The sequence below is a fragment of the Glycomyces lechevalierae genome, from assembly GCF_027622945.1.
GTDB lineage: Bacteria > Actinomycetota > Actinomycetes > Mycobacteriales > Micromonosporaceae > Glycomyces > Glycomyces rutgersensis.
Genome location: NZ_JAPZVQ010000006.1, coordinates 121,372 through 142,592, shown reverse-complemented (window position 1 = coordinate 142,592; position 21,221 = coordinate 121,372). Strand labels below are relative to the sequence as shown.

The following is a 21,221-nucleotide window of genomic DNA, read 5'->3' as shown; positions in this document are numbered from 1 at the left end:
GGATCCCTCCCCCCCCGGCCCAACACCCCAACTCCACCTTTCTTCCCCCACCCCCCGGGGGGGGGGGGGGGGCCCCCGCCCCCGCCCGCCCCCGTCCGTGTTCACAGCTCCCATCGGGGCGCTTCGGGCTCGGGGCGGTAGACGCAGGCCGAGCCGGTGGCGACGGCCTCGTGCAGGTGGCCGGCGAGCGCGGGGTGGACGGCCTCGATCTTCTTGAGGGTGTTGCGGATGCGGTTGGTGACGCTCTTGCGGGCGCGTTCGGCGTTGTCGCCGAGGCGGCGGGAGCGGCCGCCGAGTCCGGTGGCGGCCTTGAGCTGTTCGATGAGGGCCTGGCGTTCGGCGTCGAGGCGGGCGGCGCGGGCGTCGTCGCCGAGGGCGGCGGCGGTGTCGATCTGCTCGTCGAGCGCTTCGAGGTGGTCGCGGTAGCGGGCGCGGGCTTCGGCGTCGAGGAGGTCGTCGCCGCCGAGGCGCGCGTCGGCGGTGACCTCTTCTCCGGACGCGGAGGCGAGGAGGTCGACGGCGGCGACTTCGAGGCCCGGGTGGCGCAGGAGCCGGTGGAGGTCGGCGAGGCCTTTGGTGTGCGGGAGGTGGACGCCGCGGCCGTCGTAGCGGAGGGTCCAGGTGGATCCTTCGCGGCGGAAGACCGCGCCGGCCGCGTCGGATGCGGTGGCGGTGGCGGCGAATCCGAGTTCGGCTTCGGCTTTGCGGGCGGCTTCGGCCCAGGGGCGGGCGTCGAGGCGCTCGGACTGCGCGACGGCGTTCGCGAAGTGGGCGCGCGCGGCGTCCTCGTCGCCCGCGGCGGCGGCGAGGCGGCCGAGCCAGTGGCTGACGGGGCCGTGGATGCTCAAGCCCCACAAGGCGACGAGCCATTCGCCCTCGTACGGCGCGAGGCGCTTGCGCAGGCGCGTGATGGCTTCGGTGTCGCCGTCGGTGAGGGCGAGTTCGGCCTCGAGCCGGATCCACAGCGACTCCCAGGAGTTGCCCGGGGCCGGGCCCCTGCTGAGTCTGGTGTGGAGAGTGCGGGCGAGGTCGACGTCGCCGCGGCGCAGGGCGGTGAGCCCGGCGAGGATGTCGGTGTGCCAGCCGCCGAACATCTCGTCCCAGTCTTCGGGGACCTTGGCGGGGCAATCGCCTCGGGCCATGGCCACCTCCCACTCCAGGTGCTGGATCATGCGCTGGTACATCGGGTCGTCGGCGGTCTGCCCGGCAGCGGCCTCGAACCGCGCCCGGGCGTCGTCGAAGCGGCCCTGCAGCAGGTCGGCGATGGCAAGGTCGACGTGCACGCCGCTGCGCCAGCGCTCGGATTCGCTGGCTTGGGCGAGGGCGCTGAAGTGGGCGAGCTGGGCCTGGAACGCCGGGTCGCCGCGTTCGAGGAGCACGACCCACCGGAGCGAGGCGGCGAGCAGGCGCATCTCCATGTCGCCGGTGCGGCGGGTGATCTCGGCGAGTTCCTCGACGATGGCCTGGCGTTCGGCGGCGGTGCCGGGGCCCCAGTTGACGGCGTGGGTGGCCCACAGTCCGAAGGAGAGGTCCTCGTCGGATTCGGCGGCGCGCGCGGCGAGCATGTAGTTGTAGAGCAGCCGCCTTGTCAGTTCGTCCTCGGAGAGCCCGGGTTCGGGTGCGGCGCCCGCGAGTGCGGTGTGGGCGAGGGTCTTGAGCCGCAGGAGGTCGTCGGCGCGGTGGTCCTTCGGCGCTTCGAGGGCGGCCCGCGTGAGGAGCATCGGGTCCCCGGAGTCCTCGGCTTCCAGGAGCGCCTGGTCGAACAGGGTACGGGCCTCGTCGGCGCGGCCGGTCCAGGCGACGGTGCCGGCGAGCTGGAGCCGCAGGAGCACGCGTTTGCGGGTCATGGCGGGGGTGCAGCGGTCGAGGGCGCGCCGGTAGTGCCGCTCGGCCCCGGCGACACTGAGGCAGCTGCTGGACTCCTCGGCGGCGCGGGTGAGGAAGCCGACGGCGGTCTCCGGGTCGAGGTCGTCCCCGGCGAGCCAGGCGTGGTGGGCGATCTCGGTGGAGAGCATGAGCTTCTGCAGCGACTCGTCCGCGACGAGGGCGCGGACGATGCAGCCGTGGTGGTGGGCGGCCTCCTCGTTCGACATCGTGTTGTACAGGGTCTCGCGCACGAGGTCGTGGACGAAGACGTAGCGGTCGCGTTCGCGGCGGACGAGCCGGGTCTGGCAGGCGGCGTCGAGCGCGGCCTCGATCCGGTGGAGGTCCATGCCGGCGGCCTGGGACATGACGGCGGCGTGGAACTCGCGGCCGCCGACCGAGGCGAGGGTGAGCATCCGGGTGAGCGGTGCGGGGAGCTGGTCGATGCGGCGCTGGAGGGCGTCGCGCATCCCGGCGGTGGTGGCGTCGACGCGCTGCCCGGAGGCCCAGAGCTGCGCGGTCTGCTCGACGAAGAACGGGTTGCCGCCGGTGCGGCGGGTGATCTCGGCGACCGTGTCCGCGTCGGGCGCGTCGCCGACGGTGGTGCGGCAGAGCGCGGCGACGCCGGCTTCGTCGAGCCCTTCGAGGCTGATCATGGCGGCCTTGGCGACGAGCGGGAGCATGCGGGCGCGCAGGCGGTGGCCGGGGTCGATCTCGGAGTCGCGGTAGGTGCCGATGAACAGGACGCGCTCGAACCACGTGTGCTGCGAGGCGAACTTGAGCAGTTCGATGCTGCCGGGATCGGCGAAGTGGAGGTCGTCGAGGACGACGAGGAGCGGGCCGCGCTGGGAGGCGGCGATCAGGAGCTGGGTGACGGCGTCGTAGAGCTCGAACGGAGGGGGCGCGGAGCCGTCGCCGCGGCCCAGCAGGGCCTCGGCGGCCGGGCCGGGTTCGAGCGCGCGCCAAGTGTCTTCGCCGAGTTGGGCGCGGAGCGAGCGCAGGACCTGGACCCACAGCCAGTGGTCGGGGACGGCCTCGGATTCCCAGGAGGTCGCGAAGGCGACGGTGAGCTCGCCGCGGCAGCGGGCGGCGACGTCGGTGACGAGCGTGGACTTGCCGATGCCCGCCTCGCCGGTGACGAGCGCGAGCCCGCCGTGGCTGGAGACGGTGCGTTCGACGGCCGAGCGGAGGGCCGCCGCCGGGTGGTCGCGGCCGATCAGGAAGGTCACCCGACCAGTGTGGCCGACGGGTCCGACAGCCGCCATCGGGTTCTGGTCCTAGGACCCCGGCCGGCGTCGGCTCGGTGGATTGTCGACTATCGGACGATGTACCTCATGTTCCGGCGTTCCGCCAGGTCAGCCCGCGGGATCCGTTTACATGTGCAACAAGGGTTCGCTTTGTTTTCGTTGAAACCACTCACCGCTCACTGTGGGTATCTAGAGTGCTACGGAAAGTAGACATCCCGGTGTCGAAGGGCGGTCGTATCGCCCGCGTTGGCGGTTCGCGAAACCGCGCCTGAGCCGGGAGCCGACGATCAACGGGAGCAATCCTCATGGCACTGTCCATGTTCGAAAAAGAACGCAGCGAAGCACGGACCGACGCAACTACCAAGACCTGGCGGGCCCTCGTGGTCGGGGCCGCCGTCCCGATCGCGATGCTCGCGGCCGCACCGGCCGTCAGCGCCGCCGAGACCGGCGACCAAGCCGAGACCGTCAAGAGCGAGCAATTGCCGCTGCCCGACCCGGGGCTGCCGGTCCCGGACCCGGGCCTGCCGGTGCCCGGAGGCCTCGACCCCGCGGCTCTGGCGGACCTGCCGGACCTGCTCACCTGCGTGTCGGACCTGCTCGACGGCCTCTCGGCCGACGTGCCGGCACCCGTGCCCGCGCCGCCGGTCGAAGGCTCGGAGCAGCTGCCCGTGCCGCTGCCCGTCCCGGACCCGGGCGTTCCGGCGCCCGGCGGCGACGCGCCGCTGCCGGACATCGCCGACCTGACGACGAAGTGCCAGGACGCGCTCGCGAACCTGCCCGCGCCGCCCGTCGACGTGCCGCCGGTCGAGCCGCCTGTCGGCGCACCGCCCGTGGCACCGCCGGTCGAGTAGCGATCGCCACCCGCTGAACAGCGAAGGGCCCGCGGCCACCAGCCGCGGGCCCTTCGCCGTGTCCGTTTACTTCAGCCGCTGCGCCGCGTCCGCGATCGCCTCGTCAGTGGCGGTGAGCGAGAGGCGCACGTGCTGCTTCCCCTTGGCGCCGTAGAACTCCCCGGCCGCCGCGAGGATGCCGCGCTCGGCGAGCCACTGCACGGATTCCCAGCAGTCCTCGCCGCGGGTGGCCCACAGGTACAGGCCTGCGGTCGAGTGGTCGATGCGGAACCCGGCGGCCTCCACCGCGCCGCGGAGCACGCCGCGGCGGTTCTCGTAGCGGGCGCGCTGCTCGATCGCGTGCGACTCGTCGTGCAGGGCCGCGATCGTGGCCTGCTGGACCGCCCACGGGACCATGAAGCCCGAGTGGCGGCGGATCTCCAGCAGGTCGGCGATCAGCTCCGCGTCCCCCGCGAGGAACGCCGAGCGGTAGCCGGCCAGGTTCGAGCGCTTCGAAAGCGAGTGCGCCGCGAGGAGACCGGTGAGGTCGCCGTCGTTGACGCGCGGGTCGAGGATCGAGACGGGCGGGTGCTCCTCGTCCCAGCCGAGCGTCAGGTAGCACTCGTCGCTGGCGAGCACCACGCCGCTGTCGCGGGCCCAGCGGACCAGGTCGCGCAGGTGCTCGACGGAGGCCACCTCGCCGGTCGGGTTGGTGGGGTAGTTGATCCACGCCAGGCGCAGGCGCGAGCCCGCGGCGTCGCGCGGGTCGGCCACCGGCAGCGCGTCGGCCTTCGCCAGGAGCGCGCCGATCTCGTACGTCGGGTAGGCGATCTCCGGGTAGGCCACGGCCTCGCCGGGGCCGATGCCGAGCTGGAACGGGAGGTTCGCGACGAGCTCCTTCGAGCCCACCGTCGGCAGGACCGCGACGTCCTCGGCCACCCCGGTGTGCCGGTGCAGCCAGGAGCGCATCGCCTCGCCGAGCGCCGCCGGGCCGGCCACCGTGGGGTAGCCGGGCCGCGCGGACGCGTCGATGAGGGCCTGCCGGATCGACGCGGGCACCTCGTCCACGGGAGCGCCGACCGTGAGGTCGACGAGCCCGCCGGGGTGGGCCGCCGCGCGCTCCTTGTACGGGGCCATGCGGTCCCAGGGGAAGCGCGGCAGCCGCCGGGCCGGAGAGGCGCCGTGGAGGCGCCGCAGCGCCATCGCGGCTACTCCCCCTTCGGGGGCAGCGCGGCCACGAACGGGTCGTCCTTCTCGATCTTGCCGACCTTGGAGGCCCCGCCGGGGCTGCCGACCTCGTCGAAGAAGTCGACGTTGGCCTTGGTGTACGGGGCCCATTCCTCGGGGACGTCGTCCTCGTAGAAGATCGCCTCGACCGGGCACACCGGTTCACATGCACCGCAGTCGACGCACTCGTCGGGGTGGATGTAGAGCATCCGGTTGCCTTCGTAGATGCAGTCGACAGGGCATTCTTCGATGCAGGCCTTGTCGAGGAGATCCACGCACGGCTCGGCGATTACGTAAGTCACGAGTCGTCCTTCCTACAGCGCGCAGTCGGGCGGACTGCGCTGAGATGAGCCTAAAGCTTATTGCCATTTATAGACCCGAAGGCTTGGGGTGCGCCAGATGCTGGGACCGGAACATGTCGGCCGTCGCGTGGCGGTTCGGATCAGGTTGGAATCTCCCGAACCGGGTCGCCGGTTCACGGACATCACCGGCGAGCTTATAGAGATCGGCCCGGAGGTCTGGCGCGTGCTGCCCGAATCGGGGGCGGTCGTCACCATCGCGGCGTCCGCGGTCGTCGCCGCCCGGGCCATCCCCCCCAAACCTACGCCGTTCTCCGAGATTCTGGAACTCGAACGGCTCCTGGCCGCCACCTGGCCCGCGCCCGAGACCGCCGAGCTCGGCGGCTGGCTCCTGCGCTACGCCGAGGGGTTCTCGCGCCGCGCGAACTCGGTGCTGGCGCTCACCGCGCCCGAAGGCGGGACGGACGCGGCGCTCGCGGCGGTCGAGGCCTGGTACGACGCGCGCGGCGCGCGGCCGCTCGTGGCCCTCGCGGGGGCCGTGACGAAGCGGCTCGACGAGGAGCTGGCGGCGCGCGGCTGGGAGGCCGAGGCCGCCACGGCGGTGATGACCAAGACGCTCGGCGACGTCGCATACCAAGGCGAAGCCGTGATCGCGGACGCGCCGAGCGCGGAGCTGCTGGAGCAGGAGGGCCGAGGGCGGCCCGACATCGCGGCGCGGATCTTCGGCTCGGGCCCGGGCCGCGGCTACGCCGAGATCCGGCGCGGCGGCGCGCTCGCCGCCCGGGGCCGGGGCGCGATCGCGGGCGATCTCGTCGCCATCACGTCCATCGGGACGCTGCCGGCGTTCCGCCGCCAAGGGCTCGGCACGGAGATCCTGCACGCGTTGGAGGCCTGGGGGCACGCCAATGGAGCGCGGCGGGCCGCGCTCCAGGTCGAGACGGACAACGAAGCCGCGATCGCGATGTACGCGCGCCTCGGGTACGCCGAGCGGTACCGGTACTACTACCGGGCCCGCTAGGCGGCCTTCGGATTCGCCTTGCGCTCGAAGGCGATCCGGGTGGCCTTGAGCTCGCGCCCGTACGTGTCGACGCCGAGCGCCATCACGATGAGGAAACCGACCCAGCCGGAGAGCGCCAGCAGCGCGAAGTAGATGAGGACCTGCGAGAACACCCCGTCGAGGGTCGGGTACTCGACCTGCGCGATGAGCGGGTTCACCAGGACCGTGAACAGCGTGACGACCACGAAGATCGACAGCAGCTCACCGGTGATCTCCTGGCGGCGGCGGCGCACGCCCCACCAGATCCCGGCGGCGATCGCCACGGCGGCCATCGCGCCGAACGTGTACACGCCGACGAGGTCGCCGACCGCGGTGCCCTCGCCCCACTTGGTGGAGGCGAACCGGCCGGCCAGGTTGGCGGCGATCAGGCCCAGGGCGAAGCCGTAGATCGAAGGCCAGTGCGGGATCAGGAGGCGGCTGAGGAGGGTCACGGTCGGGACTCCTTCGTAGCGGTAGGGGTGGCCTGCGCCGGGGCGGCGGGACCGCGCGCGGCCCGGACCTCGGCGTTCGGCCTGGGTCGAAAATACTGCCACAGCGCGAGGGCGATCCCGGCGGTCCCCGCCAGGAGCAGCACGTAGCCGTTGAAGCCGCTCGTGATCACGAGCGAGCCCCCGTCGGTGGGCATCGACGCGGCGAGGACCACGGCGAACCAGGCGGCCGAGGTGAGCACGACGGACCAGCGCCCGCCCGTCCAGTACACGGCCAGCGCGGCGAGGCGCCAGTTCGCGACGAACGCGATCGCCCCGGCGACCGGGACCGCGATCCCGGCGATGTAGTACGGCACGAGGAAGGACTCGAGGACGGCCGCGAGCAGCGCCGCGGCGGTGACCACCACCGCCCCGCCGACGCGGATCGCCGTTTCCAGACCCTTCTCACGCACGCAGGCGATCCTACGGCAGCAGGCGAACACGATGCGCGGCAGCGCGGGGCGGGGGCGCGACGCGCCCGGGTTCGCCGGAAGTCCTTGTGAATCAACCGATCCGGGACAATCAGCTCATGACCACGATACGAGAGACAACTGCCACGAAACGCCGACGCTTCCGACAGCTGTTTCCCGAACGGTCCGACTACCTCCACCTCAGCCGCCACTGGCACACCGACCTCCTCGCCGGCCTCACGGTCGCGGTCGTCGCGCTGCCGCTGGCACTCGGATTCGGGATCGCCTCCGGGCTCGGCGCGTTCGCCGGGCTCATCACCTCGATCATCGCCGGCGTGCTCGCCGCGCTCCTCGGCGGATCGAACCTGCAGGTCACCGGCCCGACAGGGACGATGGCCGTGGTGCTCGTGCCGCTCGCGGCCACGCACAGCCACGCGGGCGTGATGCTCGTGGGCATCATGGCCGGGCTGATGCTCGTCGTCCTCGCGCTCGCGGGCGCGGGCCGGTACGCGCGCTACGTGCCCGTCCCGGTCGTGGAAGGGTTCACCGCCGGCGTCGGGATCGTGATCGCGGTCCAGCAGCTCCCGCCCGCGCTCGGCCTGCCCGCGCAGAACGCGCACCTGATCAGCGGCGCGTGGGAGTCGCTGAGCGCGTTCGCGGCCGACCCGAACTGGGCGCCGCCGGCGATCGCGTTCGGCGTGGCCGCCGCGATCCTGCTCGGCTCGCGCCTGCACTCGCAGATCCCGACGCCGCTGCTGGCGGTCATCGTCGCCTCGCTCGTCACGTGGTGGGCGAACGCCGAGGCGTCGGTCATCGGCTCGCTGCCGCGCACGATCCCCGCGCCCGAGGCGGACTTCCTCGACTTCGCGGAGGTGCCCCAGCTCGTCGCGGCGGCCGTCGCGATCTGCGCCCTGTGCGCGCTCGAATCGCTGCTGTCGGCCACGGTGGCGGACAACATGACCGTGGACCAGCACCACAACCCGGACCGGGAGCTGTTCGGGCAGGGCATCGCGAACCTGGTGACGCCGTTCTTCGGCGGGATGCCGTCCTCGGGGGCGCTGGCGCGCACGGCGGTGAACGTGCGGTCGGGGGCGGCCGGGCGGCTCGCGTCGCTGACGCACGCGATCGTGCTGGCGCTCATGATGCTCGCGCTCGCGCCGCTGGTGGCGCACGTGCCGCTCGCGGCGCTCGCGGGCGTGCTCATCGCGACCTCGATCCGGATGATCGAGGTCGGTTCGATGCTGGCGCTGGCGCGGTCGACGCGCGCGGACGCGGCGGTCATGTGGCTGACGCTCGCCGCGACGGTGCTGTTCAACCTGGTGTGGGCCGTGGCCGTGGGCATAGCGCTCGCCGGGCTGCTGGCGCTGGGGCGGATCTCGCGGTCGGTGTCGGTCGAGGAGGAGCCGATCGAGCCGGCCGACCACCACGACGAGGAGGCGGCGCTGCTGCACGAGCACATCGTGGCGTACCGGCTCGAGGGCCCGCTGTTCTTCGCGGCCGCGCACCGGTTCCTGCTGCAGCTCTTGGATGTGGCGGACGTGCGGGTGGTGGTGCTGCGGATGAGCCGGGTGTCCACGATGGACGCGTCAGGGGCCACGGTGCTCGCGGACGCGATCAAGCGCCTGGAGCACCGCGGCATAGCGGTCTACCTCTCCGGCCTGGAGCCGGTGCACGCCAAACCGCTTGCGGCCCTGGGCATCCTGGAGCTGCTCTGGCAGCAGGGCCGGCTGTTCGAGCACACCAGCGAGGCGATCGCGGCCGCCCGCCAGCGCCTCAAGGCCGACGGGCTCCTAGAGCAGCTCGAAGCGGAGGCCGCCGCTGAAGCCGAAGCGGAGCGCCCATAGGCGCTCGGGCTGCCCGAGGTGGGTGGTGGTCTCGACGTCCTCGATGAGGACCGTGTCGGGGTCGACGCCGTGGAGGACGAGGGTGCCGCGCTCGCCGGTCCAGGTGGCGCGGTCGCCCTCGGTCTCGGGCCGGATGCGGCTGACGAAGGACTCGACGATCTCGGGCCCGGCGTCGAACAGCTCGATGCCGTCCTCGGTCCAGGTGAACTTGCGCAGGAGCGCGCCGTCGCCGTAGGCGTCGATGTAGGCGTCCACGCCGTCGTCGGTGTAGACGAGTTCGGCGCGGGAGTCCTCGCCCACCTGCTGGCCGGCGCCTTCGACGGTGGGCACTGAGTGCCAGGCGGCGGAGGGGTGCACCTGCTCGTAACGCTCATCGCCGAAGTACGCGGCGGTGTACTCGCCCGCGCCGGGGTCGCACAGGAGCTGCTCGCCGTCGGCGGCGATGATGAACGACCCGAGGTCGAGGTGGTTGTGCGGCTCCTCGTTGTAGCCGCCCTTGACCGCGAGAGACCACATGCGGCGGCCGATGACGCGGCGCTCGACGTACCAGCCGACGTCCGCGAGGAGGGTGCGGCCGGGCTTGATCTCGCCGCCGAGCTCGCGTCCCCATTCGAGGGTGCGGGTGAGGTGGGCCCAGCGGGCGCAGTAGTCGTCGGCGAAGGTGGGCGTGTGCTCGATCGCGGGGAGCGGGACGCCGAGCCGGTCGGCGAGGCGGGCGAGGAGGCCCGGCGGCAGGGACGGGTTGTAGTGGGCGTCGCCGAAGGTCGCGAAGGACCGCGGGTAGAGCTGCACGTGGGCGGGGAAGGAGGCGATGGCCTCGGTCCCGGCCAGCAGGTCCTCGCCGGTGGCGTCGCGCCAGGCCTCGGCGAAGTAGGTGAAGTAGCCGAAGCCGTAGACCCAGTAGTCGATGCCCTCGACGCAGCCGCCGTCCGGTCCGAACGAGAACAGGTAGGCCTGGAGGGCGGGCAGGACGCGGCCGCGGATGACGTCGGTGTCGTAGCCGAGGGCGAGGGCGGCCATGCCGGCGGCGCCGGCGCACACGGCGGTCCAGTTGGAGAACCGCTCCTCCCACCAGAACGGCTCCTCGGACTCGAAGAACGGGTCGAGGACGCGGCGGCGGATCTCGGCTTCGACGCGTTCGCGGTCCTTGACGTCGTCGCGAAGGTTCAGGATCTCGGCGAGGGTCTGGGCGGTCTCGCACGCGAAGAGGTCGACGCAGACGGCCGGGTCGCCGTCGTCCCAGTGGGCGGGGAGCGCCCAGGAGTGCTCGTCGCAGATGTCGGCGATGAGGGTCGAGAGGACGGCGCCGTCGCCGACGAGGGCGTGGGCGGCGAGGTGCCTGCGGCGCGCGAAGTACTGGTTCTCGTACGGCAGGCGGCGGCCGGTCTCGGCGTAGTCGCCGGCGAGGTCCGGGTCGAAGGCGGGCACGGGGAGCGCGGCGATCTCGCGCAGCTCCTCGAGGAGTGCCGTACGGAGGTCTTCAGGCATGGCGCAGCCGTTCAGGTTCGGGTACCGGCGGCGGGGCGGTCGGACTCGTGGAGGTCCATGGTCCCGCCTTTCCGGTGGGGTGGATCGAAGGCGGGGGTTCCTGCCCGGCTCAACGGTAACGCGGGCGCGCATTCCGTCATAGACTCCCTCGTATGCGCATCGGGGAGCTGTCGGAGCGGACCGGCGTTCCGGCCGCCACCATCAAGTACTACCTGCGGGAGCACCTGCTCCAGCCCGGCGAGCACGGCGAGGGCAACACCGTCGAGTACGGTCCGGCCCACGTGCACCGGCTGACGCTCATCCGCGCCCTCTCGGAGACCGCGGGACTCTCGGTGGCGCAGATCGGCGAGGTGCTGACTGTGCTTGGGCGCCATCCCGAGTCGGCATTCCAGGCGCTGGGCGCGACCCTCGCGGCGACGCACCGGGACCCGAAGTTCTCGCTCGCGAGCGAGGGCACCGCGGAGGCGGCCGAGCGCACGGTGGACCAGCTGCTCACCGAGTACGGGTGGGCCGAGGTGGCCCCGCCGAACTACCGGGACGCGCTGGTCACGGCGCTCACCGCGTTCTACCGCTTGGGGAACCCGGATCCGCAGGAGGTGCTGGGCCACTACGCGGACGCGGCGGCGGCGCTCGCCTCGGCGGACATGGAGGCGATCGCGGAGGCCACGAAGATCGAGGGCGTGAACGTGGAGCAGGCGGTGGTGGCGACCGTGCTGGGCGAGACGGTGTTCGCGGCGCTGCGGCGCATCGCGCACGTCGCGGCCTCGGCCAGGACCCAGGCCGGGCAGGGGCCTTCGGGCACAATGGGTCCGTGAACCCGCCCGAATCCGAACGCCCCGCGCTGCGCATCGACCGCGACCCCGACCGCCCGAACCTGCTGCACCTCGTCGCCGACGAGGTCGTCCAGGCCACGGTCGACCTCGACGACCCGTCCTATCTGGATGCCGAGTACATGCAGCGGGTCGCCTACCTCATCGACGCCATGGCCGAGCCGAAGCGACCGCTGCGGGTGCTGCACCTGGGCGCGGGCGGGCTCGCGATGGCGCGGTACGTGGCGGCCACGCGGCCCGGCTCTTACCAGCAGGCGGTCGAGACGAACCAGGAGCTCGTGGCGCTCGTGCGGGCGGAGGCGCCGCTGCCGCGCAGCGTGAAGGTGAAGATCCGGCACACGGACGCGCGCGAGGCCGTGGAGGCCGCGCCCGACGCGAGCTACGAGCTGATCGTGACGGACGTGTACGCGGGCGCGCGCGTGCCCGCGCACGTCACGAGCACCGAGTTCCTGCAGGAGGCGCGGCGGGTGCTGCGCGCGGGCGGGCACTACGCGGTGAACCTCTGCGACGGCGGCCAGATGAAATTCCTCAAGCCGGCGCTCGCGGCGATGGGCGCGGTGTGGCCGCATACGGCGGTCATGGCCGAGCCCGCGGTGCTGCGCGGCCGCCGCTTCGGCAATGTCGTCGCCGTGGCCGCCGACGTCGAACTCCCGGTCGCGGCCCTGCGCCGCCGCTGCGCGGGCGCGGCCTTCCCGTGCCGGGTGCTCGAAGGCACCGAGCTGCAGGAGTACATCGGCGGCGCACCCCCGGCCACGGATGCGACCGCGATCCAGTCCCCGCCGCCCCCGCGGTCCCTCCGCAGCTTCTGAGGCCGCCGGGTGTCGTGCCCGCCGGGCACCATCGAAGCCGGAGGCGATCGCGAATCCGAGCCGGCTTGACCATCTGCGCCCGGCCGGCCATCGCAGGCTCGGCCGTTCGGACAATAAATCCGCTGGATAGTGGCCCTGTCTCCCGCCACGTCCTCACTGTCCGTTACTGGACTGTGGAGCGACTCACAGAGGGCTTGGCGATTCGGGTCACCATGCGTTAGCGTCGGCGCCTGTTCCGGTCGGGTCCTCAGGGCTCCCCCAGAGACCCACCCGTCCGGACCGCCGAGCCGCGCTCGCATGACGCCCGTTCCTCCCGGTTCCGGGTGAAACACCGATGCGCGGGCCGGGGACCCAGCCGTGCCGCGTCCCCCCTCGCTGGTTTGAGAAGACGCAGTGAATGCCGTGGCACACGGGGTGAATCCCGCTGCAGCGCAGCCGCAGCGGGTAGGGCGATCTTCCCTGCCCGAACCCGACAGCTAACCCGGTAGGCGGCCGAGGAAGAAAGGCCACCTCGTGGCTCACGCCTGCTCTGATACTGAACAACGTTCGAAAACCAGCGCCATCCTTCGCCGCGTCGCCGCCTACACGGGCGTCACACTCGCCACCGTCGGGCTCGTGACGGCATTCGCCGGCACGCACGCCGACGCGGCCGACATCGACTACACCTCCGCTTCCGCCTCCGACATCGAGGACCACCTCACCGATCTCGAGACGCAGCGCGACACCGCCGCCGCCGACCTCACGGCGCTCCAGACCAAGCTCGACGCGGCCCAGGCCGTCATCGATGCGGCCACCGCCGAGTACGGCACCTCCGGCGCGCAGCTCAGCGTCGTCACCGCCGCGGTCCAATCCGCCGACGACGACCTCGGCGCCAAGGTCACCTCCCTGGTCGCCTACGCGCAGGAGCAGTCGGACAAGTACGAGGAGGCGCAGGCCGCCTCCGAGACCGCCGACACGCTCAACGCCGACATCGCGGCCGCGAAGCAGGAGCTCGCCGACCTCGACACGCAGATCGACGAGGCCGAGAAGGCCCACGATGAAGCCGAGGCCGCCGAGGCCGAAGCCGCTGCGGCCGCAGCCGCAGCCGCCGCTGAAGAGGCCGCCGCGAGCGAGTCGGACTCCGGCTCGGACTCCGATGCCGACTCCGGTTCGACCGCCTCCTACAGCGCCGACGCCGCGACCGCCGCCGTCCAGTTCGCGAAGGACCAGCTCGGCGAGTCCTACGTGTTCGGCGCCGCCGGCCCCGACACCTGGGACTGCTCGGGCCTCATCGTGGGCGCGTACGAGGTCTCCGGCATCTCGCTGACCCACTCCACGTGGTCCATGTGGGACGAGACCAGCTCGATCGACCGCAGCGACCTGCAGCCGGGCGACCTGATCTTCTACAACGGCGAGAACCACGTCGCGATGTACATCGGCGACGGCCAGGTCATCCACGCCCCCAAGCCGGGCGACGTCGTGAAGATCACGAACCTGGACGACATGGGCATGTCCGTCGACGGCTACCGCCGCGTCTGACCGACACCGTGAACGACGGAAGGGCCGGGGCTTTCGCCCCGGCCCTTCCGCCATGTGTCCTAGTGCTTGTTACGCAGTCAAGCCGCTTCGGCCATGACCTGGTCGTTGGCCAGCTCCTTGAGGCGTGCCAGCGCCTGGATCTCGAGTTGGCGGATGCGCTCGCGCGACAGGTGGAACCGGTGCGCGACCTCCGTGAGCGAGTGCTCGCGGCCGTCCTCGAGCCCGTAGCGGGCCTTGACGATCCCCGCTGAGCGCTCGTCGAGGTGGTTGAGCATCATCTCGATCCGCTGACGCTCCATCCCGGCGAGGACGACGTCCTCCGGGCTGGGCTCGTCGGAGTCGGCGACGAGGTCGCCGAGGTTGGTGTCGCCGTCGTCGCCGATCGGCGTGTCCAGCGAGACGGTGTCCTGGCTCCAGCGGATGAGCTCGTTGACCCGCTCGACCGTGACGCCGAGTGCCTTGGCGACCTGGTCGGGTTCGGGGTCGCCGCCGAGCTCACGGGTGAGCTGGCGGGTGACGTTGCGCATCCGGTTGACGTCCTCGACCAGGTGCACCGGCAGGCGCACGGTGCGCTCCTGCTGGGCGATCGCCCGGCTGATGGCCTGGCGGATCCACCACGTGGCGTACGTCGAGAACTTGAAGCCGCGCTGGTAGTCGAATTTCTCGACGGCGCGGACCAGGCCCGTGTTGCCCTCCTGGATCAGGTCGAGCATCGGCATCCCGGAGCGGACGTACCGGCGGGCGATCGAGACGACCAACCGCAGGTTCGCCTTGATGAACTGCTCTTTCGCCTTCGCCCCGTCTTCGACCAGGCGCTTCAGGTCCTTCTCGGTGGCGTCGCCGAAGGTCTCCCCCTCGCCGAGCAGGTGCTTCGCGAACAGACCGGCTTCGACAGCCTTCGCCAAGTCGACCTCGGCGGCGGCGTCAAGCAGCGGCGTCTTCGAGATCTCATGCAGGTAGACACCCACAAGGTCTCGTTCCTCAGCGACCTCTTCGGTGGTGAGGGTGGGTGTTGTCGTTTGCTCCACGCTCAAGGTCTCCTCCAGCTTCCTCGTCCCCCGACACCGCGTGAGCGGTGTACCAGTTACAACGACCGCTTCGTTGCGTGGAATTCCGTGCCCCGGTGTTCGATGCGCCACGGTTACGAAATCGATGCGATTCGGTGGCCGCCGGGTTTTCGGGGCCCAGTTGCCTTCACATCGTTTCGAGTACCCGTAATCGTCGGCTAAGCTCGGTTCACGGCTCCCGTTTCTGAGACGAGGACAGGTCGTCCTCATGATGTCTCTGAGACGGGGATCACCTCACCTCGGCAGAGGCCTGATGACCCGAGTCCTGGTCACGGTATCGTCTCCGGTCTGCTTCATCGCAAACCTTCAATCTCTAGGGGTACACGCGCCCTACCTTGAAAAAGTTGAGAGATCATCTTATTGCGGCCCTAATCACTGCGATCCGGGCCGCAAAGGCGGCGACGCTCTGATACCCGCACCATAGCGGACGGTAGCGGTGACAAGCAACACCTTTCCCAGGCGTTGATGTCCGATTCCGAACACCTCTCGTTCTCCTCAGTCTGCGCCCTCCCCGGCGCCCGCGGGCCCGCTTCCGGCAGCGTGCCTCGTAGATCACCCAACGTGTCGCCTGCGCGTAGAGTTGGCCCGGTGACTGAAGAACGCCTAGTGTGGGTCGACTGCGAAATGACCGGCCTCGACCCGGATACCGAAGCCCTCATCGAGATCGCCGTACTCGTCACGGAACCCGACCTCACCCCGGTCGACGAGGGCCTCGACATCGTGATCGCCTGCGAGGGCGCGACGCTGGACGCCATGGGCGCGTTCGTCGCCGACATGCACGCCAAGTCCGGGCTCACCGACGAGGTGCGGGCTTCGCGGATCTCCCTGCAGGAGGCCGAGGACACGGTCCTGGAGTACATCAAGCAGTACGTGCCCGAGGCGCGCACGGCCCCCTTGTGCGGCAACTCGATCGCCACCGACCGCACCTTCATCGCCAAGTACATGCCGCGCCTCGACGACCACCTCCACTACCGGATGATCGACGTGTCCTCCATCAAGGAGCTCGCCCGGCGCTGGTACCCGCGCGTGTACTACAACCAGCCGCCGAAGGGCCTCGCCCACCGCGCGCTCGCGGACATCAACGAGAGCGTGCAGGAGCTCGAGTACTACCGGCGCACCCTGTTCGTGCCCCTGCCCGGCCCCAGCAGCGACGAGGCCAAGGCCGCCGCGGCGAGCGTCGCCGGGACGCCGCAGGACTGAGACGGCCGACACCGAACCCCGTTGACAGGAACGCCGGAAGCTTGGCTATGATTGTCGCCGGTCCCAGGTTTCGCCTGTGGAACCGATCTTGGTGACCGTAGTTCAGCTGGTAGAACGCCTCGTTGTGGTCGAGGAGGTCGCGGGTTCGAGCCCCGTCGGTCACCCCAATGCAAAAGCCTCGCGGCACCGCCGCGAGGCTTTTCGCTTGTCCGGGGGCTAGCCCTCCATGCGCTTGCGGCGCAACTGCTCTCGGCGCTTGCGCTCCTCGGCCGGGCGCATGATGAACCGCTCGGCGAGCGTCATGGGGATGCCGACACCGATGAACGGCGCGGCGACCCAGATCGGCCACGGGTAGGTGTGGCCGGCGAAGAAGAAGATCACGAGCCAGATCGACAGGCAGATGGTGATCGGGATGGAGAACCCGAACCACATCCACTTGATCCAGTCGGGCACACCGCGTTTCACTGGGGGCTCGGTCTCGACGATCGTGCGGTAGGCGGGCAGGTCCACGAGCACCGGCAGGGCGTCGCCGACGGTCTTGGCGGCCATGACGACGTCGACGCGCTTCTCGTACTCGTCGAGCTCGAGGTAGCCCTGGTCGACGGAGGTCCGCAGGAGGTCGGCGAGGGCGTCGCGCTCGGCGTTGCCGATCCGCATCTCGCGGTCGCCGCCGAAGCGTTCGAGGGAGGACATTCGGTTGGGCTCCTTGGGGGTTCGGGGCGCAGGGGGCTCAGTAGCGGTCGCGGTGGTGGCGACTGCGTCGCTCGTGCCGCTCCTCGCGCTCGCGCGCCCGGCGCTCGTGCCGCTCGCCGGCGTCGCCGTGGTCCCAGTCTCGGTGGCCCCAGCCGCCGTTGACGACCTGCATGATCGTCGCGATGCCGAGGCCGAGGATCGGCCAGATCGGCCAGAAGTAGTGCCACTCGCCCGAGGCGATTGAGGAGGCGGCCCACACGCCGGTGGTGATGACGCCGACCGTGACGAGGCCGCGCAGGGCCGGGAGCTGATGGAAGCGGGGCCCGCGGGGGCGGTCGTGCTCGGGGGCTTCGGCGGGCTCGGCCGCAACGACCTCGCCTTCCTTCGGACGGCCGCCGGGCAGGTCGTCGAAGATGAGGTCGAGCTCGGCGTTCGTCTTGGCCTCGTAGGCGGTCTTGGCCCGCTCGTCGAACTCCGCGAGGTCGATCCGGCCTTCGTCGAGGGCGGCCTGGAGCTGCGCGATCGCCTTGTCGCGGTCGGCGTTCGAGATGCGCAGCTTGCCGTGGTCTTCGGTCACGATGCCAATTATGGCACCGGGGTCCTATTCCGCGCGAGCCGCGCTCGCGACCGCGTCGCCCAGTTGTTCGACGCCGCCGTCGGGGGCGGTGAGGACCCAGACGCCGTCCTCGCAGAGCGCGATGGTGTGCTCGACGTGCGCCGCGGCGGAGCCGTCGTCGGTCACGATCGTCCAGCCGTCCGCCAGCTCGGCGGTGTCCTCCGAGCCGAGCGTGAGCATCGGCTCGATCGCCAGGGCCATGCCCGGGCGCAGCTTCGGGCCCTCGCTCGGGCGGCCGTAGTTGAGGATGTGCGGGTCCTGGTGCATCTCGGTGCCGATGCCGTGCCCGCCGAAGCCGGTCACGATGCCGTACTCGCCCGAGGCATCCACGGACTGCTCGATGGCGCTCGAGATGCCGCCGAGGCGCTTCGCGGTGGCCGCGGCCTTGATCCCGGCCCACATGGCGGCCTCGGTGGCCTCGCGCAGGGCCGTCAGCTCGGGCGCGACCTCGCCGATCTCGATGGTGATGGCCGCGTCCCCGTGCCAGCCGTCGACGATCGCGCCGACGTCGACCGACAGGAGGTCCCCTTCCTTGAGGACCGCGTCCTCGGAGGGGATCGCGTGCACGACCTGCTCGTTCACCGAGGAGCAGATCGAGGCCGGGTAAGGGCCGTTGCCGATGTCGTAGCCCTTGAACGAGGGCGTCGCACCGCAGCCGCGGATCACCTGCTCGGCGATGCGGTCGAGTTCCGCCGTCGTCACGCCCGGGCCGGCCGATTCGCGCATGGCCTGGTGCACCTCGGCCACGACGAGGCCGGCCTTCCTCATCGTGAGGATCTGCTCGGGCGTCTTGTACTGGATCTGCTGGCGACGGCGGAACACAGGGCTATTCCGCGGCGCCGATGGCGTTCAGGGCGCGCTCGGTCACCTCGGCGACCTCGCCGATCGCGTCGATGCGCACGAGCTTGCCCTGCGCCTCGTAGTAGCCCACGAGCGGCGCGGTCTGCTCCGCGTAGACCTTGAGGCGGTTCTTGATCGTCTCGGGCTGGTCGTCGCTGCGCTGGTACAGGTCGTCGGAGTCCGGGTCCGCGGGCGGGTCGAACTCCAGGTGGTAGACCTTGCCGGTCGACTTCGAGACGCGGCGCCCGGAGAGGCGGCGCACGACCTCGTCGTCACTGGCGACCAGTTCCAGGGCCAGGTCGAGCGTGCTGCCCGCCGCCTCGAGGACCCGGTCGAGGACCTTGGCCTGCTCGGTGTTGCGGGGGTAGCCGTCGAGCAGGAAGCCGCCCTTGGCGTCGTCCTGGGCCAGCCGGTCGGCCACCATCTCGTTGGTGACCTCGTCGGGCACGAGGTTCCCGGCGTCCATGTACTCCTTGGCCTTGAGGCCCAGCGGCGTGCCGCCGGAGACGTTCGCGCGGAAGATGTCGCCCGTGGAGATCTTGGGGACGCCGAGCCGCTCGGCGATGATCTCCGCCTGGGTGCCCTTGCCTGCCCCGGGCGGGCCTACGAGTACCAGTCGCACAGTTGTTCCTCCCGTGTAATGCCTATGAAGATTTCCTACTTCAGCGGAGGAAGCCCTCGTAGTGGCGCTGCATCAGCTGGGACTCGATCTGCTTGACCGACTCCAGGCCGACGCCCACCATGATCAGCACCGAGGTGCCGCCGAACGCGAACTGAGCGAACAGCTGCTGGTTACCGAACGCGATGATGGCCAGATTGGGAAGGATAGCGATCGCGGCCAGGTACAGCGAGCCCGGGAAGGTCAGGCGTGACAGGACTCGCTGCAAGTAGGTCGCGGTGGGCTTGCCGGGGCGCACGCCGGGGATGAACCCGCCGGCCTTCTTCATGTTCTCGGCGACGTCGTCCACCTTGAAGGTGATCGAGACGTAGAAGTACGTGAAGAAGATGATGAGGAACGCGTACAGCGTGATGTACACCCACGAGCCCTGGTTGAGCAGGTAGCGGTCGATGAAGCTGACCCACGACGAGTCGCTGTTCTGGTTGAGCTGGCGGAACAGCGTCGGGATGTACAGCAGCGAGGAGCCGAAGATGACGGGCACGACGCCGGCCTGGTTGACCTTGAGCGGGATGTAGGTCGAGGTGCCGCCGTACATCCGGCGGCCGACCATCTTCTTGGCGTACTGCACCGGGATGCGCCGCTGCGACTGCTCGATGAAGATGACCGCGACCATGATCGCGATGCACAGCCCGATGATGACGCTGAACATGAACCAGCCCTCGGACTTGCGGAGGGACCAGAACTGGCCCGGCATCTGCGCCGCGATGGACGCGAAGATCAAGAGGCTCATGCCGTTGCCGACGCCGCGCTCGGTGATCTGCTCGCCGAACCACATGATGATCGCGGTGCCCGCGACCATGACGGCCACGACGACGACGATGGTCATCCAGTAGGGGACGTTGGCGTCCGTGGCGGACAGGTCCGGGAGGATCGGGTCCGGGCACTCGGCCTGGAACAGGATGCCCGAGCGCGCCAGCGCGATGTAGCCGGAGGCCTGGAGCAGGGCGAGGCCCAGCGTCAGGTAGCGCGTGTACTGGGTGATCTTGACCTGGCCGGGCTGGCCCTCCTTGCGGAGCTGCTCGAGCCTCGGGATCACGACAGTCAAGAGCTGCATGATGATCGAGGACGTGATGTAAGGCATCACGCCGAGTGCGAAGACCGAGAGCTGGAGGAGCGCTCCACCGGTGAACAGGTTCAGGAGTCCGAAGACGCCGCCCTCGTCAGTCTGCTCGTTGAGGTTGAGGCAGGTCTGCACTGCCGCGTAGTCCACGCCGGGACTCGGCATCTGCGCACCAAGACGATACAGTCCGATGATCATCAAGGTGAACAGGATCTTCTTGCGCAGATCGGGGGTCCGAAACGCGCTGATGAAGGCGGAGAGCAATGCGGTTCCTCCTGAACAAGACCCCCTGGCGGGGCCCTAGGCGTTGCGGGGCAACACCTTTCGTAACCAGTGGGCGTGTGTAGTTCGTAGCGAGAGCGTCACACGCCCGAGGAAGACGGTGGTCCTCGCCATGGGAGCCTAGCAGGCGCATTCGGACGCAGAGTATTCGGCATTAGTCACGACGAAACGGGCCGGAGTTCCCTCCGACCCGTTTCGCGGATCTCTTGTTCGAACCGGTGGTCCGGGTGCGGTTACGCGCCCAGGGCCTCGCCGGTCTTCTTGTCCACCACGGTGGTCGAACCACCGGCGGCGGCGATCTTGTTGACGGCGGAAGCCGAGAAGGCGTGGGCCTTCACGTCCAGCTTGACGCCTTCGAGCTCGCCGGAGCCGAGGACCTTGATGAGCTCCTTCTTGTTGAGGACGCCCACCTCGATCAGCTCGTCGGGGCCGACCTGGCCGCCCTCGGGGAAGAGCTCCGCGAGGCGGTCGAGGTTGACCACGGTGTAGACGAGCTTGTTGTGCGGCTTGAAGCCCTTGAGCTTCGGCAGACGGATCTGGAGCGGCTGCTGGCCGCCCTCGAACCCGGCCGGCACGGTCTTGCGGGCCTTGGTGCCCTTGGTGCCGCGGCCGGCGGTCTTGCCCTTGGAGCCCTCACCGCGACCCACGCGGGTCTTGGCCTTCTTGGCGCCGGGGGCGGGCTGCAGGTCATGAATGCGGATAGCCATGACTACTCGACCTCCTCGACGTCGACCAGGTGACGGACACGGTGGACCATGCCGCGGTACTGCGGAAGGTCTTCCTTGTAGACGGTCTGGCCGATCTTGCGCAGGCCGAGCGTCTGGATGGTCGCACGGGCCTTCGGCTTCTCACCGATGACCGACTTGTGCTGGGTGATCTTCAAACGTGCCATGTC

At 70.4% G+C, this 21,221-nt stretch carries 21 protein-coding genes, 1 tRNA gene and 1 riboswitch; of the genes, 8 read left to right on the top strand and 14 right to left on the bottom strand.

The features are described from left to right. Positions 1-101: 101 nt before the first annotated feature. Positions 102-3,092, bottom strand: a complete 2,991-nt coding sequence (locus tag O2L01_RS12380; RefSeq protein WP_270122246.1) for an ATP-binding protein — start codon at positions 3,090-3,092, stop codon at positions 102-104. A 323-nt stretch (positions 3,093-3,415) separates the two neighbouring features. Here O2L01_RS12380 and O2L01_RS12375 point away from each other — a divergent pair, with 323 nt between their 5' ends. After that, a complete protein-coding gene (locus O2L01_RS12375; protein ID WP_270122245.1) occupies positions 3,416-3,961 on the top strand; it encodes a hypothetical protein in 546 nt (181 codons plus the stop codon). Positions 3,962-4,027: 66 nt separating this feature from the next. Here the strand turns inward: O2L01_RS12375 and dapC are convergent, their stop codons facing one another. Together dapC and fdxA are read right to left on the bottom strand one after the other, a co-directional pair. Beyond that, the gene (gene dapC, locus O2L01_RS12370) at positions 4,028-5,143 is read right to left on the bottom strand and encodes a succinyldiaminopimelate transaminase (RefSeq protein ID WP_270122244.1); all 1,116 of its coding nucleotides are present in this window, start codon (positions 5,141-5,143) and stop codon (positions 4,028-4,030) included. A gap of 5 nt (positions 5,144-5,148) precedes the next feature. After that, complete coding sequence (gene fdxA / locus O2L01_RS12365) at positions 5,149-5,469, bottom strand: ferredoxin (protein WP_270122243.1); 321 nt, start codon at positions 5,467-5,469, stop codon at positions 5,149-5,151. Between the two features lie 97 nt (positions 5,470-5,566). On the opposite strand from fdxA, the gene O2L01_RS12360 reads away from it, so the two are divergent. Continuing rightward, positions 5,567-6,484 (top strand): GNAT family N-acetyltransferase, encoded by a 918-nt coding sequence (locus O2L01_RS12360; protein WP_425555290.1) that lies wholly within the window; start codon positions 5,567-5,569, stop codon positions 6,482-6,484. Here the strand turns inward: O2L01_RS12360 and O2L01_RS12355 are convergent. Beyond that, positions 6,481-6,954 (bottom strand): hypothetical protein, encoded by a 474-nt coding sequence (locus tag O2L01_RS12355; RefSeq protein WP_270122241.1) that lies wholly within the window; start codon positions 6,952-6,954, stop codon positions 6,481-6,483. The two genes, O2L01_RS12360 and O2L01_RS12355, sit on opposite strands and share 4 nt — an antisense overlap. Then, complete coding sequence (locus O2L01_RS12350) at positions 6,951-7,403, bottom strand: hypothetical protein (RefSeq protein ID WP_270122240.1); 453 nt, start codon at positions 7,401-7,403, stop codon at positions 6,951-6,953. Before O2L01_RS12350 ends, O2L01_RS12355 begins: the two co-directional genes overlap by 4 nt. Positions 7,404-7,519: 116 nt before the next feature. Here O2L01_RS12350 and O2L01_RS12345 point away from each other — a divergent pair, with 116 nt between their 5' ends. Continuing rightward, positions 7,520-9,244: a SulP family inorganic anion transporter gene (locus O2L01_RS12345; protein ID WP_270122239.1), complete on the top strand. Its 1,725-nt coding sequence runs from the start codon at positions 7,520-7,522 to the stop codon at positions 9,242-9,244. On the opposite strand, the gene O2L01_RS12340 is transcribed toward O2L01_RS12345, so the two are convergent. Next, complete coding sequence (locus O2L01_RS12340) at positions 9,191-10,732, bottom strand: heparinase II/III domain-containing protein (protein WP_270122238.1); 1,542 nt, start codon at positions 10,730-10,732, stop codon at positions 9,191-9,193. The two genes, O2L01_RS12345 and O2L01_RS12340, sit on opposite strands and share 54 nt — an antisense overlap. A gap of 152 nt (positions 10,733-10,884) precedes the next feature. On the opposite strand from O2L01_RS12340, the gene O2L01_RS12335 reads away from it, so the two are divergent. The 3 genes from O2L01_RS12335 to O2L01_RS12325 all read left to right on the top strand — a co-directional run bounded on the left by O2L01_RS12335 (position 10,885) and on the right by O2L01_RS12325 (position 13,889). Next, positions 10,885-11,547, top strand: a complete 663-nt coding sequence (locus O2L01_RS12335) for a MerR family transcriptional regulator (RefSeq protein WP_270122237.1) — start codon at positions 10,885-10,887, stop codon at positions 11,545-11,547. Then, positions 11,544-12,371, top strand: a complete 828-nt coding sequence (locus O2L01_RS12330; RefSeq protein WP_270122236.1) for a spermidine synthase — start codon at positions 11,544-11,546, stop codon at positions 12,369-12,371. The genes O2L01_RS12335 and O2L01_RS12330 overlap by 4 nt, the downstream gene beginning before the upstream one ends. 319 nt (positions 12,372-12,690) lie before the next feature. Next, positions 12,691-12,877, top strand: a riboswitch (cyclic di-AMP (ydaO/yuaA leader). Positions 12,878-12,986: 109 nt separating this feature from the next. Then, entirely contained in the window at positions 12,987-13,889 is a 903-nt protein-coding gene (locus O2L01_RS12325) for a C40 family peptidase (RefSeq protein WP_270122235.1), read from the top strand. 77 nt (positions 13,890-13,966) lie between these two features. Here O2L01_RS12325 and O2L01_RS12320 read toward each other — a convergent pair whose 3' ends face one another. Then, on the bottom strand, positions 13,967-14,923 hold the full coding sequence (locus tag O2L01_RS12320; protein ID WP_205328644.1) for a sigma-70 family RNA polymerase sigma factor: 957 nt from the start codon (positions 14,921-14,923) through the stop codon (positions 13,967-13,969). A 621-nt stretch (positions 14,924-15,544) separates the two neighbouring features. Between O2L01_RS12320 and orn the strand changes: the two genes are divergently transcribed. Together orn and O2L01_RS12310 are read left to right on the top strand one after the other, a co-directional pair. Then, positions 15,545-16,156: an oligoribonuclease gene (orn, locus tag O2L01_RS12315; RefSeq protein WP_270122233.1), complete on the top strand. Its 612-nt coding sequence runs from the start codon at positions 15,545-15,547 to the stop codon at positions 16,154-16,156. A gap of 91 nt (positions 16,157-16,247) precedes the next feature. After that, positions 16,248-16,323: transfer RNA gene (locus tag O2L01_RS12310), tRNA-His, on the top strand. 49 nt (positions 16,324-16,372) lie between these two features. Here O2L01_RS12310 and O2L01_RS12305 read toward each other — a convergent pair. The 7 genes from O2L01_RS12305 to rpmD form a co-directional block, all read right to left on the bottom strand. Further along, positions 16,373-16,849, bottom strand: a complete 477-nt coding sequence (locus tag O2L01_RS12305; protein WP_270122232.1) for a DUF1707 SHOCT-like domain-containing protein — start codon at positions 16,847-16,849, stop codon at positions 16,373-16,375. Positions 16,850-16,886: 37 nt separating this feature from the next. After that, complete coding sequence (locus O2L01_RS12300) at positions 16,887-17,426, bottom strand: DUF1707 SHOCT-like domain-containing protein (RefSeq protein WP_270122231.1); 540 nt, start codon at positions 17,424-17,426, stop codon at positions 16,887-16,889. Positions 17,427-17,450: 24 nt separating this feature from the next. Then, complete coding sequence (gene map, locus O2L01_RS12295; protein ID WP_270122230.1) at positions 17,451-18,287, bottom strand: type I methionyl aminopeptidase; 837 nt, start codon at positions 18,285-18,287, stop codon at positions 17,451-17,453. Positions 18,288-18,291: 4 nt separating this feature from the next. After that, positions 18,292-18,927 carry an adenylate kinase gene (locus O2L01_RS12290; RefSeq protein WP_270122229.1) on the bottom strand — a complete coding sequence of 212 codons (636 nt, stop codon included), beginning with the start codon at positions 18,925-18,927 and terminating at the stop codon, positions 18,292-18,294. Positions 18,928-18,967: 40 nt separating this feature from the next. Continuing rightward, positions 18,968-20,308, bottom strand: coding sequence for a preprotein translocase subunit SecY (gene secY, locus O2L01_RS12285; RefSeq protein WP_270122228.1), 1,341 nt, complete (start codon positions 20,306-20,308; stop codon positions 18,968-18,970). 251 nt (positions 20,309-20,559) lie between these two features. Next, entirely contained in the window at positions 20,560-21,033 is a 474-nt protein-coding gene (rplO, locus tag O2L01_RS12280) for a 50S ribosomal protein L15 (protein ID WP_344469422.1), read from the bottom strand. Positions 21,034-21,035: 2 nt separating this feature from the next. Next, positions 21,036-21,218, bottom strand: a complete 183-nt coding sequence (rpmD, locus tag O2L01_RS12275; protein ID WP_106361906.1) for a 50S ribosomal protein L30 — start codon at positions 21,216-21,218, stop codon at positions 21,036-21,038. Between the last annotated feature and the right edge of the window lie 3 nt (positions 21,219-21,221).

Coding starts and splice junctions, on each gene's coding strand:
- O2L01_RS12375 (WP_270122245.1), top strand. CDS start 3,416: ATGGCACTGTCCATGTTCGAAAAAGAACGCAGCGAAGCACGGACCGAC.
- dapC (WP_270122244.1), bottom strand. CDS start 5,143: ATGGCGCTGCGGCGCCTCCACGGCGCCTCTCCGGCCCGGCGGCTGCCG.
- O2L01_RS12360 (WP_425555290.1), top strand. CDS start 5,567: ATGCTGGGACCGGAACATGTCGGCCGTCGCGTGGCGGTTCGGATCAGG.
- O2L01_RS12345 (WP_270122239.1), top strand. CDS start 7,520: ATGACCACGATACGAGAGACAACTGCCACGAAACGCCGACGCTTCCGA.
- O2L01_RS12340 (WP_270122238.1), bottom strand. CDS start 10,732: ATGCCTGAAGACCTCCGTACGGCACTCCTCGAGGAGCTGCGCGAGATC.
- O2L01_RS12335 (WP_270122237.1), top strand. CDS start 10,885: ATGCGCATCGGGGAGCTGTCGGAGCGGACCGGCGTTCCGGCCGCCACC.
- O2L01_RS12305 (WP_270122232.1), bottom strand. CDS start 16,849: ATGTCCTCCCTCGAACGCTTCGGCGGCGACCGCGAGATGCGGATCGGC.
- rplO (WP_344469422.1), bottom strand. CDS start 21,033: ATGGCTATCCGCATTCATGACCTGCAGCCCGCCCCCGGCGCCAAGAAG.
- rpmD (WP_106361906.1), bottom strand. CDS start 21,218: ATGGCACGTTTGAAGATCACCCAGCACAAGTCGGTCATCGGTGAGAAG.